15 protein-coding genes and 2 pseudogenes are annotated in these 15,467 nt (G+C 66.6%); 7 read left to right on the top strand and 10 right to left on the bottom strand.

All coding sequences use genetic code 11. The annotated features are described in order from the left end of the window. Positions 1–55 precede the first annotated feature (55 nt). From AB0N02_RS11905 to AB0N02_RS11890, 4 genes are all read left to right on the top strand, one after another. On the top strand, positions 56–283 hold the full coding sequence (locus AB0N02_RS11905; RefSeq protein ID WP_363945097.1) for a hypothetical protein: 228 nt from the start codon (positions 56–58) through the stop codon (positions 281–283). 154 nt (positions 284–437) lie between these two features. After that, entirely contained in the window at positions 438–1,046 is a 609-nt protein-coding gene (locus AB0N02_RS11900; RefSeq protein ID WP_363945095.1) for a TetR family transcriptional regulator, read from the top strand. Positions 1,047–1,212: 166 nt separating this feature from the next. Beyond that, positions 1,213–2,397 (top strand): hydroxylase, encoded by a 1,185-nt coding sequence (locus tag AB0N02_RS11895; protein ID WP_363945094.1) that lies wholly within the window; start codon positions 1,213–1,215, stop codon positions 2,395–2,397. A 52-nt stretch (positions 2,398–2,449) separates the two neighbouring features. After that, positions 2,450–3,337, top strand: a complete 888-nt coding sequence (locus AB0N02_RS11890) for a VOC family protein (protein ID WP_363945093.1) — start codon at positions 2,450–2,452, stop codon at positions 3,335–3,337. Positions 3,338–3,442: 105 nt separating this feature from the next. On the opposite strand, the gene AB0N02_RS11885 is transcribed toward AB0N02_RS11890, so the two are convergent. From AB0N02_RS11885 to AB0N02_RS11870, 4 genes are all read right to left on the bottom strand, one after another. Continuing rightward, on the bottom strand, positions 3,443–3,580 hold the full coding sequence (locus AB0N02_RS11885) for a hypothetical protein (protein ID WP_363945092.1): 138 nt from the start codon (positions 3,578–3,580) through the stop codon (positions 3,443–3,445). 88 nt (positions 3,581–3,668) lie between these two features. Beyond that, complete coding sequence (locus AB0N02_RS11880) at positions 3,669–5,240, bottom strand: sulfatase (protein ID WP_363945091.1); 1,572 nt, start codon at positions 5,238–5,240, stop codon at positions 3,669–3,671. A gap of 169 nt (positions 5,241–5,409) precedes the next feature. Further along, positions 5,410–5,517, bottom strand: a complete 108-nt coding sequence (locus AB0N02_RS11875; protein ID WP_363945090.1) for a putative leader peptide — start codon at positions 5,515–5,517, stop codon at positions 5,410–5,412. Between the two features lie 916 nt (positions 5,518–6,433). Continuing rightward, entirely contained in the window at positions 6,434–7,306 is an 873-nt protein-coding gene (locus tag AB0N02_RS11870) for a 2-dehydropantoate 2-reductase N-terminal domain-containing protein (protein WP_363945089.1), read from the bottom strand. A gap of 69 nt (positions 7,307–7,375) precedes the next feature. On the opposite strand from AB0N02_RS11870, the gene AB0N02_RS11865 reads away from it, so the two are divergent. After that, positions 7,376–8,005: a TetR/AcrR family transcriptional regulator gene (locus AB0N02_RS11865; RefSeq protein ID WP_363945088.1), complete on the top strand. Its 630-nt coding sequence runs from the start codon at positions 7,376–7,378 to the stop codon at positions 8,003–8,005. A 199-nt stretch (positions 8,006–8,204) separates the two neighbouring features. Here AB0N02_RS11865 and AB0N02_RS11860 read toward each other — a convergent pair whose 3' ends face one another. Then, entirely contained in the window at positions 8,205–8,660 is a 456-nt protein-coding gene (locus tag AB0N02_RS11860) for a hypothetical protein (protein ID WP_363945087.1), read from the bottom strand. 769 nt (positions 8,661–9,429) lie between these two features. On the opposite strand from AB0N02_RS11860, the gene AB0N02_RS11855 reads away from it, so the two are divergent. Both AB0N02_RS11855 and AB0N02_RS11850 read left to right on the top strand, forming a co-directional pair. Beyond that, complete coding sequence (locus AB0N02_RS11855) at positions 9,430–10,227, top strand: peptidase inhibitor family I36 protein (RefSeq protein WP_363945086.1); 798 nt, start codon at positions 9,430–9,432, stop codon at positions 10,225–10,227. A gap of 110 nt (positions 10,228–10,337) precedes the next feature. Beyond that, positions 10,338–10,799: pseudogene (locus AB0N02_RS11850) on the top strand (IS5 family transposase); the annotation flags it as partial. Positions 10,800–10,811: 12 nt separating this feature from the next. Here AB0N02_RS11850 and AB0N02_RS11845 read toward each other — a convergent pair. The 5 genes and pseudogenes from AB0N02_RS11845 to AB0N02_RS11825 all read right to left on the bottom strand — a co-directional run. Continuing rightward, a pseudogene (locus AB0N02_RS11845) lies at positions 10,812–10,892 on the bottom strand (IS5/IS1182 family transposase); the annotation flags it as partial. Further along, positions 10,856–11,188 (bottom strand): hypothetical protein, encoded by a 333-nt coding sequence (locus tag AB0N02_RS11840; protein ID WP_363945424.1) that lies wholly within the window; start codon positions 11,186–11,188, stop codon positions 10,856–10,858. The pseudogene AB0N02_RS11845 and the gene AB0N02_RS11840, both read right to left, overlap by 37 nt. A 387-nt stretch (positions 11,189–11,575) precedes the next feature. Continuing rightward, entirely contained in the window at positions 11,576–14,236 is a 2,661-nt protein-coding gene (gene fxsT, locus AB0N02_RS11835) for an FxSxx-COOH system tetratricopeptide repeat protein (RefSeq protein WP_363945085.1), read from the bottom strand. Between the two features lies 1 nt (position 14,237). Next, on the bottom strand, positions 14,238–14,678 hold the full coding sequence (locus AB0N02_RS11830; protein ID WP_363945084.1) for a hypothetical protein: 441 nt from the start codon (positions 14,676–14,678) through the stop codon (positions 14,238–14,240). Between the two features lie 401 nt (positions 14,679–15,079). Next, positions 15,080–15,379 carry a winged helix-turn-helix domain-containing protein gene (locus AB0N02_RS11825; protein WP_363945083.1) on the bottom strand — a complete coding sequence of 100 codons (300 nt, stop codon included), beginning with the start codon at positions 15,377–15,379 and terminating at the stop codon, positions 15,080–15,082. Positions 15,380–15,467 lie beyond the last annotated feature (88 nt).

Raw genomic sequence — 15,467 nt, 5'->3', positions numbered from 1 at the left:
CCATCACCGTTTGAACACGTCAGTGATCGCAACGAGGAGATGTTCCGTGCGCCCCGTGTCCTGCAGCAGTTGCGGTTCGTGCGTCCTGGTCAAGAAAAACAGCCTGGCGCACACGCTGGTCCAGTGGACCACCGACACCGAGCAGTGCGTCGAGTTGAGCCGGCATACCGACCGGGGGCTCATCCCCACCTGTACGCGACTGCGCGACAGCATCGAGAACGCCGTCCGCCTCGGGGCCATCCCGGTGCCCGAACTCGAGGCCATCCCGGTCCCCGAACTTTGAGACGGCGGGACCGGGCCGCCCGCCCCGGCGGACGGCGACGCGGACGTGGGCTCCACACCTTGTGGAGCCCACGTTCGTTGAGCGGCCGATATGCTGTCGTTGGCGAAAGCCCGGCGTTCGGACGGGAGCATAAACAGCGAACGGGGGATTCGTGGTGAGAATCGCCGAAGCCAGGGCTCCGGCGTCGCCGACCTCGAAGAATCAGGTCGCCCGGCGCGCGCGCATCCTGCACGCGGCGGCCGAGCTCGGGGCCCGCAACAGATTCGACACGGTGCAGATGCACGAGGTCGCCAAGGACGCCGACGTGGCGATCGCCACCCTGTACCGCTACTTCCCCTCCAAGAACGCGCTGTTCGCCGCCGTCTTCCAGGCGGAGGTCACCGCGTACGACAAAGGCCGGCCGCGCGTCCTCGACGAGGACCCCATCGCCCAGGCCACCGATCTCCTGGTGGGGCTGAGCCGCCATCTGCTGCGGCGGCCGCTGCTGACCGCCGCGATGATCCAGGGCTCCACCGCCGAGTATTTCGCGGCGACGGCGGCCGAGGTCGAACCGGCCGAGAACACGACCGGCGGCATCCTGCTGCGCATCATCGGCGCCGACAAGCCGACCGAGCGGGATCTGAGCGTGGTGCGGCTGCTCGTCCACTGCTGGTGGGGCGCCCTGGTCTCCACGCTCAGCGGCCAGACCACGCCGGAGAAGGCGAAGGCCGACATCGGGCTGGCCGTGCTCCTGCTCCTCGCGCCGTACGCCGGCCCCCGCTGACCGGGCGGATTCCCGCCTCTCACCGCGCCGCGAACCCGTTCTTCCTCCCCAGTCCCGACCAGCGGGATGTGTCGTGGACCCGGCCGTCGCACGCGGCTTAGCGTCAGCGGGCCGCCACAGAGACGGCGGATCTCCACCCTCTCGAATCCAGTCCGGAGGTGCCTTGATGGCGCATGAAGTTGTTTCCCGAGTAGAGGAGATCGCCGGCCGGCTGGCCGCGGTCGCGGACGAGACCGAGCGCCTGGGCAAGCTGGCCGATGAGAGCGTCAAGCTGGTCCGCGAGGCCGGGGTGATGCGGCTGCTGCAGCCGACCGACTTCGGAGGATACGCCGCGCACCCGCGGGACTTCGCCGAGGCCGTGATGGCGGTGGCCAAGGCGTGCGGCTCGACCGGCTGGGTGTGCGGGGTCGGGGGCGTGCACCCGTGGGAGATGGCCCTGTGCGACCGCCGGCTGCAGGAAGAGGTGTGGGGCGCCGACTCCAACACGTGGATCGCCTCGCCGTACATGCCCAGCGGCGTGGCGACGCCGACCGACGGCGGGTACATCCTCAAGGGCCGCTGGCAGTTCTCCTCGGGCACCGACCACTGCGACTGGATCTTCCTCGGCGCGCTGCTCGGGGACGCCGAGGGCAGGCCGGCGCAGCCGGTGAAGGGGATGCACGTGGTGCTGCCCCGCTCCGACTACACGATCGTCGAGGACTCCTGGGACGTCATCGGACTGCGCGGCACCGGAAGCAAGGACATCATCGTCGACGGCGCGTTCATCCCCGCCTACCGGACGATCGACGCCGAGGAGGTCGCGGCGGGCGAGATCGCCGCCGAGCGGGCCGGCCGCACCGAGACGGTGTACAGGCTGCCGTTCTGGTCGATGTTCCCGCTGGGCATCACCGCGGCGGTGGTCGGCATCTGCGAGGGCGCGCTCGCCGCACACCTGGACTACCAGCGGGACCGGGTGATGGCCAGCGGCTCGAAGGTGAAGGACGACCCGTACACGCTGTACGCCATCTCCGAGGCCGCGTCCGAGATCCATGCCTCGCGGGTGCAGTTGCTCGACGGCATCAGCCGGCTCTACGACCTGGCCGACTCCGGCAAGCCGATCACCTTGGAGGACCGGGCCGTGGTCCGGCGCAACCAGGTCCGCTGCGCCTGGCGGGCGGTGTCGGCGGTCGACGAGATCTTCGCGCGTTCCGGCGGCAACGCCGTGCGCCGCAACAACCCGCTGCAGCGGTACTGGCGCGACGCGCACGTGGGGTTGCAGCACGCCATCCACATCCCCGGCCACGCCTACCACGCGACGGCGCTGACCCAGCTGGGCATCGAGCCGCAGGGCGCGCTGCGCATGCTGATCTGACCCGGCGCAGGCCGACCTTCGACCACCACCAACCGAATCAGGAGAGATGGGCATGACCGACATCAGCTCGCTGGGCTACGTGCGCGTCCGAGTCACCGACCTCGACGCGTGGCGCGCGTTCGCCTTCGACACGATCGGCTTCGCCGAAGGCACGGGGCCCGAATCCGGCGCCCTGCACCTGCGCATGGACGAGCGGCACGCCCGCATCGTCCTGCTGCCCGGCGAGGAGGACCGGGTGGAGGCCGTCGGATGGGAGGTCCGCGACCACCTGGCGCTGCGGCGGGTGCAGTCGGCCGTCGAGGCGGCGGGCATCGCCATCAAGCCGCTGTCGCAGGAGGACGCGGACGCCCGCCGGATCGAGGCGGGGATCTCCTTCGAGACCCCGGGCGGGAGCGTGCTGGAGGTCTTCCACGGTCCCGCGCTGGACCACAGCCCGATCGCGACGAAGTTCGGCAACCGCTTCGTCACCGGCAAGCTCGGCATGGGCCACGTGGTGGTGCCGGTGAGCGACCTGGAGGGCGACTACCGGTTCTACGCCGAGACCCTCGGCTTCCTGCCCCGCGGCGCGTTCCGACTGCCGACCCCGCCCGAGTACGGCCCGGTCCGGCTGCGGTTCATGGGGGTCAACGCCCGGCACCACAGCCTGGCCATCATGCCGAGCCCCAACCTCAAGGCGCCCGCGCTGGTGCACATCATGGTCGAATGCGAGACCCTCGACGAGGTGGGCCGGGCCCTCGACCGCGTCATGGCGGGCGGCTACCACATCTCCTCGACGCTGGGCCGGCACACCAACGACAAGATGGTCTCCTTCTACGTGCGCACCCCCGGCGGATGGGACCTCGAGGTCGGCTGTGAAGGGATGCTCGTCGACGAGACCTCCTACACCGCCGAGGAGATCACCGCCGACAGCTACTGGGGCCACAAGTGGGACTGGAGCTGACCGCGCGTCCATCCAGCGGGACGAGGACACGCTGACGGACGTCCACGACCGGCCACGCGGCGGCCCCGGAGGCGAGCGACCCTTCGGGGCCGCCGCCTCGCGTCGTCAGGTGGACATCAGGGTGACCGGCCGCCCTGGAGCGGGGGAGACGAGCAGGTGGTCGAGACCGGCTTCGAGGAAGGCGGTGCGCACGCCCGCCTGGTCCTCGGTGAAGTGGCTCAAGCCCTCGACACGGAGCGGCACGACGTGCCGGGCGTTACTTCGCCGGCCTTGCCTGGGGTGCGGGCGGGGAGCGGCAGTTCTCATCCCCGCCCGCACCGCGATGGGTCCTCTACTGCGGCGGGTTCTCTTCCGCGTCTCGCAATGCCTGCCCAGAGGCGTTCTTGAGTCTGGTGACCCAGGTATCGAGCCTCTGTTTGAGCGTGGGGCCGGCGCTGTCGTAGGAGTTGTCGAGCTGGTAGGGATCGGCGGACAGGTCGTACAGCTCATGTTCGCCGGTGTTGTAGGCGACGTAGTTCAACGCCGCGTTTACGCCGAGCGTGTTGGGTTTGGCCCGCAGGCCGACGTAGACGGGGGCGCCTCCGGAGGCGAGCGCTTGTGCGTCGCCGGGATCTTGGGGTTCCAGCAGGTTGTTCAGGGTGTTGGTGTTCAGGGTGCTGGGTCCGGCATGCTCGTTGAGGAACGCCAGGCGCCACCGCGATGGTGTGGTGCCGCGCAGGAACGGCACGAGTGAGCGGCCGTCGACGAAGGCGGGCGCGGTTGCTCCGGCCAGTTCGGCGAAAGTCGGTGCGAGGTCGACGTTGAGGGTGAAGGCGTTGACGACCGCCCCGGCGGGGACGCCGGGCCCGCGGATGACCAGCGGGACGTTGAGATCTTCCTCGAAGGCGGTGTTCTTGCCGGAGTTCAGGCGGTGCTGGCCCTGGTGGAAGCCGTTGTCTGACGTGAAGACGATGTAGGTGTTGTCGAGTACGCCTTGCGCCCGCAGGGTGTCAATCGTGTCCTGGACGAGGTCGGCGACCGAGCGCAAGGATTCTCTGCGCTTTTCGTAGAAGGCGTCGATGTTGTTGATCTGGGCGGCGGTGAGCTTGGGCTTGTTGCGGATCCAGGCCGGCTTGTCGCTGACGTCGTCCTCGTTGAAAGACGGAGTGCGTGGAGCCTTGGCGTTGGGGTAGATGCCGTCGTAGCGCGGCGGCGGCGTCGCCGGTCCGTGTGGGATGTAGGGGGCGACGTAGGTGAAGAATGGCTTGTCCGGGTAGTTGGTGGTGGTGTTCTTGATGAACGTGGTCAGCCTGCGAGAGATCACGTCAACGCCGTAGTCTGACGGTGCGCCGCCGAAGTGGACGGTCGTGCCATTGTCGTTGACGTCGTAGTTGTACTCCGAATACGGGCTTCCGCCGTTGGGGCTGAACCAGTGCGTCCACCCGGGCGGAATGTAGGTACTACTGGGCGCTCCGTTGGGGTACCCGTTGAGGTATTTACCGAAGAACCCGGTGCGGTACCCGGCGCTTTGCAGCCAGGTGGCGACGGTCGAGTTCTCCAGTCCTTTGTTGTAGACGGACTGGAATCCGCCGCCGGAGGCGGCCTCGTTGGTGTAGATGCCCGTGTTGTGTGCGAACTGCCCGCGCAGCGTGGACGTTCGCGACGGGCAGCACAGCGACAGTTCGACGAACTGCTTGTTGAATGTCGTTCCCTGACTGGTCAGGAGTGTTTGGAGCCCGGCGTCCTTGCCGAAGACGTCCTCGTTGAGGTCGTCGGTGAGGATGAAGACGATGTTGGGCTGGGTCGTCGCCGCCGACGCCGGCGAACTGTCGAGCTTCACACCCGCGTAGGCGATGATCGCGGATGCGATAAGCAGGCCCCCCAAGAGTTTCGATCGGTGACGATGTGGCTTGTGGGCGTTCATACTGCACCCTTTCTCGGGATACCTGGTCCATCGCTTGACGTCGATGAATACGTGCCGAGACATTCCAGCCTCGAACAGGGTGAAGTCCGTCCAGGCGTGCTGGCGGCTGCGGGCACAGGAGGTCGCGCCCGAATGAGTGGCTGGAGAACCCGAATGAGTGGCTGGAGAATCAGTGGTGGCGAACCGGGCGACACAAGGCGCTGCTCACACGGGCCAAGTCGATGTGACGCCGCACAGTGGCGTGGAAGCCGTATCCACTCCAGGCGGTCGATGTCATGACCACATCGAATCCGAATTAATCCTACAGGTCAAGTAGGTAATTATGTGCACTACTGGTAAGGCGCCTGGAGGTCAACAAAGACCTGTGACGGCCGACGGCCGGAATGAGATCGAATCAGGCACCGCGGTCAGCCGGCTGGGACGGCTCCAATCGGCCCCAACCGGCGGCTTGGGGTGACCCCACTCGGTGATCTTCGCTGAGGAGGTGTGATGGCTTGATTCGGTCCCACCCGGAGCTGATCAAGGGCACCTGCGTCAGTGCGATCTGTGGACTCGACCCCTGCCGGGGGTCGGCCGGAGTACGGCAGAAAGACACCGCGGAGTTCGACAGTCGATCGCCGGGGTGATCGCCGTCGTGTTGATGGCGGTCTTGAGGGTTGTAGGCGACCTCGGTCGATCGGACCGCGTACCTGGAGTTCGCGAGGGTGGTGTCGGCGCGGGGACCGGCGGAGGCGTTCACACCGACCAAGGCCGAGATCGAGTGGGCGCGCGGCCATGCCCACGATGAGCGTCAGCTACCGGAGCCGGTGGTTTGGTTGAAGTCCTGCCGGCGGCTCGGCTACTTCCCATGGATCTCGGTCATGAGGCGTTTCACGACTGGGGCGGTGTTCACATCGATTTCCACAAGCTCGTTCTCGTCGATCGCACCGCCGGAACCCTGTCACTCCTGGTCGCCGCCGACGACTGAGATCTAGTGCCGCATCAACCAACGTTCGCCCCGTAGTGCCGCGCTATTTGAAGGACGTGGCCGCAAGAGGGGAGAAAGCCACGCCAACTCCGAAGGCCGGACGCTCCATTGCCACCGAAACGGTCATGAGGTCACGGTTGCCGTCCGTGGAGCCGGCGGAGCTGGGTTCGAGGACTGTGGGACCGGCGGTGGTGTGCGTGGTGAGGTTTTCGCTGTCCTGGGTGGCTTAGCAGGCTCCCGCAGGGGCACGGAGCTGTTCGGCCAGCCGCTCGAGTTCGGCCGCCGTGGCAGGCGAGGGGTGGTTGAGTCCGCTGTACACGGCCGTCGGGCTCTTCAGGAAGCGCCGGAGCACGGTCACGAGCAGACCTTGCGGCAGAGTCCGCAACGCGGCGAACGCGCGAGGTACCGGTGGCGTCGCCATGACGGCGAGGTTCTGCCGCACGAGGTGGAGCATGCCGCGGACCGCCTCGGGATCGGCGGCCAGCTCTACCGGGCCGCCCGCCAGGTGCACCGCCTGCCCGAGCGGGACCTCGAACGCGGCGTGCGTCTTGAGCCAGGCATCTATGTGCGGTTCGGCCTTGGCGTTGATCCCGGCGGCACGAAACGTCTCCACGATCCGTTCCAGCCGCGGAGTCGTGCGGCCGTCGGGCTCGCCGATCGGCATCGCAACCCGGCGTGTCATGAAGTTGGTCTTGCGGTAGCGGACCACGTCGCCGTCCATCGTGCCGGCGGCCGTGGGGAAGCCGAGCAGCACCCGCTCGTGGCCGATCACCGCGCCCAGCGGCTGTGCGCCGGCCACCCAGTTGTGGAGGAACAGCACGTCACCTTCGAGGCCGGCGAGTGACCCCAGCACCGCGTCCACCTGGTGGGTGCGGACGAAGACGGTGATCAGGTCGTACCCGCCGTCCGGATGCTCGACCACCGGTACCGGTACCCGCCTGACAGCTGGGCTGTCTCCCTCGGCGAGCTGCACGCCGTGCCGGCGCAGAGCGGTCAGGCGCCCACCCCGGGCGAGGAGCGAGACGTCGTGACCGGCCTCATACATGCGGGCGGCGAACAGGCTGCCGAGCACTCCGGCGCCGTACACGAGCAGCTTCATGTCAGACCTCTTTCATACGATTGTTTGAATCATACGTTCGTTTCATTCAAACATATGTATAGTCCTCATGTGGCGACCCCAGACACCCGCACCCAGATCCTCGACGCGGCCGAGTACCTCTTCGCCGAGCACGGATACCGCGGCACCTCGGTACGTGCGATCACCAAACTCGCCGGAGCGAACCTGGCCGCCGTCGGCTACCACTTCGGCTCGAAGGCGGAGCTGATGGCCGCAGTCGCTCGCCGCGTGATCGAGCCCATCAACGCTGCCCAGTGCGCCGGGCTCGACGAACTGCTCGCCCGGACCCCCGACCCACCGGTCGGCGAACTGGTGGAGGCATTCGCGGGGCCGCTGTTCGACGAGATGCCGGCCGGCGACGAGGGCGGCGCCCGAACGTCCCGGCTGATCGTGACGATCCTCAGCGACCCAGCCGAGGAGGCGCGCAGCTGGACCGGCCCGGCCGAGGACACGGTCCGCGAGCGCTACCTCGCAGCCTTCGCGCGCGTACTGCCCGGCCTTTCCCCGGAGGAGCTGTGGTTCCGGATACGGGGGATCCTTGCCGTGACGGCCGTCGACCGCCTCGAGGTACACCAGCGGCCCTCCCCCGGCTGCACGTCCCCGGTAGCGGGCGAGGCGGCCCGGCGATGGGCGATCACGTTCCTGACGGCAGCGATGAGTGCGCCACCGACCCGGACCTGACGACCCAAGACAGACGCCGGCGGCGCGGGTCAGGCGGCGTTCACCCTGTGGACGAGGGCAGTGAGGCACTTGTCGGCGGCATTCTTGTTCCGCCAGACGATGTATCGGCGGATCACACTGCCCCGGGCCTTGTGGGTCGGGTGGTCGGTGCCGCCGAGGGCGAAGTAGCGACGGGCGGTGAACTGGGCTTCGATCCTGTTCAGCCAGGAGTTGTTGGTCGGGGTGTGGACGATCTCGGCGTTATTGGCAGCCGCCCACGCGCCGACTCGCGCTGGCAGCGCTTGGTCGTCAAGTGCGGCGAGTGGTTGTCACAGACGATCGCGATGCGTACGTCCGCCGGGTGCAGCGAGCGCAGGTAGCGGCAGAGTTCCAGGAACTCGCTGTGGTTCCTGGTCTTCTTGATGTGGCCGTAGAGCTGGTCTTTGCCCAGGTCGTAGGCTGCGAAGAGGTGACGGTTGTGCATCACGTCCCGGACCCGGTCCGGGCTCGTGAACGTCACTGTCGCGATGTTGTCGACCAGCATGCCCTGCGCCGACAACAACACCATCTGGGCCCGCCGCCAGGTCACCACCGACCCCGTGCCCCGGCGCACAGTCCGCAGCAGTCGCTGCCCGTCGTCGTCATCGATCTCACGCACCCGCACACGCTCAGCCACGAGGGCAGTGTGACGGATGACCACTGTCGGCCACGTCCTTCAAATAGCGCGGCACTACGGGGCGAACGTTGGTTGATGCGGCATTAGAGGCCGACCGGCTTCCCACTCTGACTGTTTGAGGCGTTCTCGCCCTGTGTGGTCTGGCCGAACGGCTCGAAGAGCATCCCGTGAATAGACCGCGACCAGTGATTCAGGGCTGCGTCTGGCGGCCTATGGCTGCACGCAGCGGAAGACGTACCTGGGAAGAACTCTCAGGTCACGCGGCAAACCACAAGGTCAACTAGGTGCCCCCGGCATGATTCGAACATGCGACACCCGCTTCAGGAGAGCGACCGTCGTCTGGCGATGTTGCCGCTTTGGCTTGGTGGTATGGCAGGCGAAATGATCACCCTTTCTTGATCACTCCGTGCATGCCCCAGGAGGATGGAGTCACCTGGCATGTCCTACGGAGGACAGACAGAGCGTCTCGCAAGGTGGCGACGTCGGGGTGGTCGGGACCGTACGCGGTCTCGGTGATGGTCGGCGCCCGCTGCTCCTCGCGTGTGCGGGGGATGTGCCCATCGGGCGGGGGTGCTCTCGTGTTGTGCGGCCAGGTGGGGCAGGCGGCCGGCCGGGGCGTTCTGCATGGAGAACGGGAAGACGCGGCGGGCCGGGCGCTCGCTGTCGGACTTGCCCTACTTCCGGTGAATTTCGCATCCTTCTCAACCTTGCGAGGGGTTCGTGTGTTGAGAGGGGTGGAAGGAGGCCCGCGAGTGACGGATGAGGACAAGTGACCGATGAGGACGAGAAAGCCTTCGACGAGTTCGTGGCCGCGCGGAGCACCGCTCTGCCGCACACCGCTGTCCTGGTCTGCGGCGCCTCCCAACACGATGCCGCCAATCGCTCTTCGGAGGTTGATCGACCTATGCGTTCCCTCGCCCTGTCCGCCGCCGTGGTCTCCACGGTCGCGACCTTCGGCTTAGCCCTCGCGCCCGCCGCGAGCGCTACCCCCTCCCCCTCCCCTTCGCCTTCCGACTCCTCTTCCGCCTCCGCCAGCGGCTTCGGGAAGACCCCGCAGGGCGAGCAGCACTGTGTGATCCGCCCGAGCACCAGCGAGCGCCCCGTCAACGCGACCTGCTACGGCACTTACGCCGAGGCCGTCTCCGACGTCACCGGAGGGAGGGTCACCGACGCTCCCGACCCCGCCACCATGACCAGCGCCGACCGCGCCGACCTCAACCGCCGCATCGACGCTGCCGGCAAGGCCAACAAGCAAGTGAGTGCACAGGCTGACGAGTACCCGGTCCGTGTCGGTACCGCGTGGGAGCACGGGAATTACCAGGGCTCCAGCCTGACATTCCAGAGCAAGGACGGGTGCTATCGATACGGCCAAAATTACAAATACGCGCAACTGCCGGATGGATGGAATGACGTCATCTCCTCATTCGTGGGCGAGCAGAACTGTCAGGCCCTGCTCTACGAGCACACATACTTCGGTGGCTCCTACACCCAGCGGTTTTTTAAACTCGAGTGGCTCGGGAAGATGAACGACCGAACCTCTTCCGTCCAGCTCTTTACCAAGGATTAGGCAGACTGGGCGCTCGACCGGCTGAACGACCAGGCCTCTTCCGCCCTTATCGGTAATCTCGCGCTGCAATGACAGCGGGAGGGGGCGAGCCGATCGGTGCGGCCGAGACCATGGAGGTCAGCGACGAGCTGTGGGCGGTCATCGAACCGCTGCTGCCGAACGCCGGCGCAGAGCCTGCTGGCCAGGCCGCAAACGGTTCGATGACCGCCTGCCCCTGCAAGGCATCCTGTTTGAGCCGCACATCGGCATCGCCTGGGAGCACCTCTCCCAAGAGCCGGGGTGCGGCTCGGGCAAGACCTGCCGACGGCGGCTGAACGTGTGGAACAAGGCAGGGTCTGGCAGCGCCCGCACGAGGCGCTCCTGGCCCGGCTCCGCACCGCGGGAGTGCTCGACCTCTCGCGGGCCGCAGTGGACTCCTCCCACATCAGAGCCCTAAAAAGGGGCCGCAGATCGGATCGTCCCCGGTTGACCGGGGACGATCCGGCAGCAGGCACCACCTGATCGTCGACACCACCGGCATCCCGCTGTCGGCGATCCTGACCGGCGGCAACCGCAACGACATCACCCAGTTGGGCCTTTCCCCTGAGACGTCTCCATCGAGAGCGTCGTTCGGCGCGATGGGCGCGAATCAGGTCGGCCAGACGGCCAAAGGTGCGGTTGGACAGCGGAATCGCGGCAGGGTAAGACAGCAGCGAGGCTCCCGGTTGGGGTAGAGGTACGGCATGCGCCTGCGGTACTGGCTCCAGAGCTCGTCAGCCGTGCTGCTGAGCCCGAAGTGCTCTTTTGCTTTGGTGAAGAACGCTTCGCGGTGTGGCGAGCCGGAGCGGTCGAGGCCAACCAGCCAACTCACGCCATTGTGTCCAAGGCCGTGCTTTTGGGCGAACTCCTCGGCCCACACCTGGAATGCCTCGTCGAGATCCACGAGGGTGTTGTCCAGGTCGAAGATGGCCAGTCGTTGCACGGGAACCGAGCCTATCCGGCGCCGTTCTTCCGGCTCATGCGCTCCGTGCCGGTGCTCGTTTGGGTGATCTGAGCTGGCAGAACAGCTCTAAGATCATCACGTGCATGCTCCGCGACCACTGACATACAGCTGCCTACAGTGGCATCTGGCTGCTGGGGGGTGTCATGAGGAGACAAGGCGAAAGCCCAGGTAGGACAGGGTTTCCGCTGGTAAGAAGAGTGCCCCCGGCATGATTCGAACATGCGACACCCGCTTTAGGAGAGCGATTGTCCATCTGGTGACATCGCTACTTTGACCTGCCGATACGATATATATAACAATCGCTCTTTTCTTGATCATTCCATACATGTTCCGAAGTAATGGAGTCGCCCAACATGCCTCAGACTCTCAATGCTTAGACAAAGTCCTCCGCAAGGCGGCAACGATTGGGTGGTGGGAGTCGTAGGCGGCCTCAGTGATGGCCAGTGCTCGTTCAAGCAGTGGTGTCGCTTCACCTGCACGTCCCAGGGAGCGGAGGCTGTTCGCGAGATTGCTCAAATAGATGGCGACGGTTGAGTGGTCGGGGCCGTGGGCGGCCTCGGCGATGGCCAGTGCCCGTTCAGCCAGTGGTATCGCCTCACCTGCACGTCCCAGGGAGCGGAGGCCGGCCGCGAGATTGCCCAAGCAGGTGGCGACGGTTGGGTGGTCGGGGTCGTAGGCGGCCTCAGTGGTGGCCAGTGCTCGTTCAAGCAGTGGTATCGCCTCACCCGCACGTCCCAGGGAGCGGAGGCTGTTCGCGAGATTGCCCAAATAGATGGCGACGTCAGGGTGGTCGGGGCCGTAGGCGGCCTCGGCGATGGCCAGTGCCCGTTCAGCCAGTGGTACCGCCTCACCCGCACGTCCCAGATCGCGGAGGCTGTTCGCGAGGTTACCCAAGCAGGTGGCGACATCGGGGTGATGGGGGCCGTGGGCGACCTCGGCGATAGCCAGTGCTCGCTGCTCCAACAGCACCGCCTCACCTACACGCCCCAGAGCATGAAAGCTGGTGGCGAGGTTGCTCAAGTGGATAGCGACGGTTGGATGGTCGGGGCCGTAGGCGGCCTCGGCGATGGCCAGTGCCCGTTCAGCCAGTGGTACCGCCTCACCCGCACGTCCCAGATCACCGAAGCTATTTGCGAGATTGTTCAAGCGGGTGGCGACGTCGGGGTGGTCGGGGCCGTGAGCGGCCTCGGCGATGGCCAGTGCTCGCTGCTCCAACGGCACCGCCTCACCCACACGCCCCAGACTGCTAAAGATAGCTGCAAGGTTGCCCAAGCGAATGGCGACGGTTGGGTGGTCGGGGCCGTGGGCGGCCTCGGCGATGGCCAGTGCCCGTTCAGCCAGTGGTACCGCCTCACCCACACGCCCCAAATCACGGAGGCCGGCCGCGAGGTTACCCAAGCAGGTGGCGACATCGGGGTGATGGGGGCCGTGGGCGACCTCGGCGATAGCCAGTGCTCGCTGCTCCAACAGCACCGCCTCACTTACACGCCCCAGAGCATGAAAGCTGGTGGCGAGGTTGCTCAAGTGGATAGCGACGTCGGGATGGTCAGGGCCGTAGGCGGCCTCGGTGATGGCCAGCGCTCGACTGGCAAAGTCATGGGCTCGCTGGTGCTGAGCCTGCGTCGTGGCAAAGAGGGTGGCCTGGTTGAGGATACGGCCGAGTGCAGGGGGCTCAGTCCCTTGCGTGCAGGAGAGGGCTAGCGCATCAATATGGGGTAGCAGATCACGCCAGACAGACCAGCCATTGACGTTGGAGATCGGATTGGGCGGTAGTACCTCCTGCATCCAGGTCAAAGCAGTGTGGTGGGGGGCGTCGCAGTCCGAGCCGTAGCGGATCACGGACTGAAACAGTCGATGCATGCTGATCGTCTCGGTGTCGTCTACCCCAGATCGTGTGATCATGCTGTAGGAGGCCAACACCCCCAGCGCTTCATCCCTCCTCCATTCACCGCTCTTCGGAGCTGCGACCCGATGGTCTTTGGGCGGAATTTCGCCAAGCAGAGCGCGGGGGATGTCATCAGGGGCGTAACAGGCCAGCACTCGTAGCAGGTGTTCGCTAGCCAGGCCGGTACGGCGGTCGTGGTCTTGCAATGCCGCCAGGTGGTGCTGCCACAGCCGGGCCATGATCCGCTCGGCGTCTCCACCGTGTGGGAACCACGCATGCGCACGTGTGGGCTCCTCATGCAACTGCCGCAGGTAGCGAGCAGGGCTGCAGCGTTGCTGGCGCATGTAGGCCGCCGCCTGCTCCAGCGCCAACGGCAGATACCCCAGCTCGGCCGCGATGGCCTCCAGGTCGGCCACCTGGGCGGGACCGAGCGGCTGGGACTGCCCGATGATCGCACGCATCAGATCCAGCGCGGGCGTACTGTTCAGCACCGGCAGGGCCAAGGGGGTCAGGCCCGGCCAGTAGACATCCCGCCGGGTGGTGATCACCAGGTGGCCGGCTGATAATCGGTCCAGGCACAGCCGGATGTCGTCGGGGTCTTCGACGTTGTCCAACACCACCAGCCAGCCGGGGTGGGCCTGCAGCCAGTCCAGCGCCCAGGTGGCCGCCTGCTCGACGTCGCAGATCAGCCCGACCGGCGGGTGGAGCGCCGTGGCCAGGGCGGCCAGGCCCTGTTGCAGGTTGCGCGGGGAGTCAGCGGTGATCCACCACGCCACCGGGTAGCGGTCCTGGTAGGTGTGGGCGTACTGGCGGGCCAGCTCAGACTTGCCCACCCCGCCCATGCCGTACACCACCTGGCGCACCACCACCGGCGCCCCCTCGCCGGTCAGCATTTCCCGCAGCCGCTCCAGCTCCTGGTCACGGCCGACAAACTGCTGGGCCCGTGGCGCCTCTAGATGGCGCACCGGTTCGTGTGGCGGGACCTGGACCTGCCGGGCGGGCAGCAGACTGCCCGGCTCCAGGCGGGGCGCATAGATCGGCGATTGGGGTCCGGTGGTGACTTGGCCGGTGTTGTCCCGCCCGGCTGCTACCGCTCCCTTTCCTGATGCGGTGGCCGCAGGTGCCGGTGGGATGTCGGGCATGTCAGGCAGGGGTGATGGGAGAGTGGTCGCCTGTGGTGACCGGGCCGGTGATGTCGCGCCCGGCTGCTACCGCTCCCTTTCCCGATGCGGTGACCGTGGTGGTGATGGTGTGGCCGGTGGCGGCGTTGGCCTGTTCCAGCAGGACCCGCACCTGGGCGGCCAGTTCCGGATCAGCCATCAGGAGTTTGCCGATCTGCACCCGCAACACCGCCTGTAGATCCTCGTTGTCCGAATCGGCGGCCAGCTCCGCCACCGCCTCGGGCACCTGCTCCCCCTCGGCGGTCACGCCGAAAATGCGCTGCAGCAGCCTGCGTCCCCATCCGACCGTGGCGTCGGCAGCTTCCTCGTTGGCCCTGGCCAGCACCGCACCACCGTAGGCACCAACCGCCGCCGTGACATACGGCGACACCTCATGGGCCAGGCTCACCAGATCCCCGCTCATGCTTTCCAGCCTCCTCAGACGCCATGATGACCTCCGGCGGCATGCCCATGGCATCCCTCAACCATGAACGACTCTAATCACCAAACCCCAGCCAACACCGGCAAAGCGTCAACTTCGATCTACCCTGCGTCATCCGATGGCAAGGGCCGACGAAGTCGGTCCGCGGCAGCCGATCGCCCCGACCGGCTACGGCTTGCGCCGAAGTGAGCGATCGTCGCGGCCGCCACCACGACGACGTCGGCGAAGAGCTTTCTCGTCTCGTAAGGTCTACCGCCTGGTGATCGCAAGCGCGTGGGCGGTGCTGGCCGCGACCGGCCGAAGAGCCGCAGCGCGGCCAGCGACCGCCCGACGCGCGGCGAGACGCCGCAGGCGGCTCGCCTTTAAAGACGTACAGATATTTCTCATTCAGCCGGTGACGGCTCGTCCTCCGGGTCGTCTTCCGGCTCGATGTGCTCGGGTGGTCCACCGGTCTTGGGATCGGCCACGAAGGTCCCGATGTTCTTCACGGTGTAGACCATGCCCTCGGCGATGAGGGCGTTGATGACCTTGCGTGCGGTTCGTCGAGCGATCCCGAACTCTTCGGCCATGCGAGGTTCACCCGGGATGGGGCGTCCGGGCTTGTAGTCGCCAGCCTGGATGCGGCGGCGCATCTCGGCGAGTACCTGCTCTGACTTGGGCTGATCAGGCCGGAAGTGGATCACAGCCAAGACGATAGGAAGCGACCGGTAGCCCCAGGTCAAGAGACGTTACGACGCGTACCGATAGGAAGGGGTAGGCAGGAGTAGTCAA

This window comes from Streptosporangium sp. NPDC051022, assembly GCF_040683035.1.
In the GTDB taxonomy this organism is placed as follows: Bacteria; Actinomycetota; Actinomycetes; order Streptosporangiales; family Streptosporangiaceae; genus Streptosporangium.
Note: the sequence above shows the minus strand (reverse complement) of the source record. Positions and strands in the feature narration are given on the sequence as shown.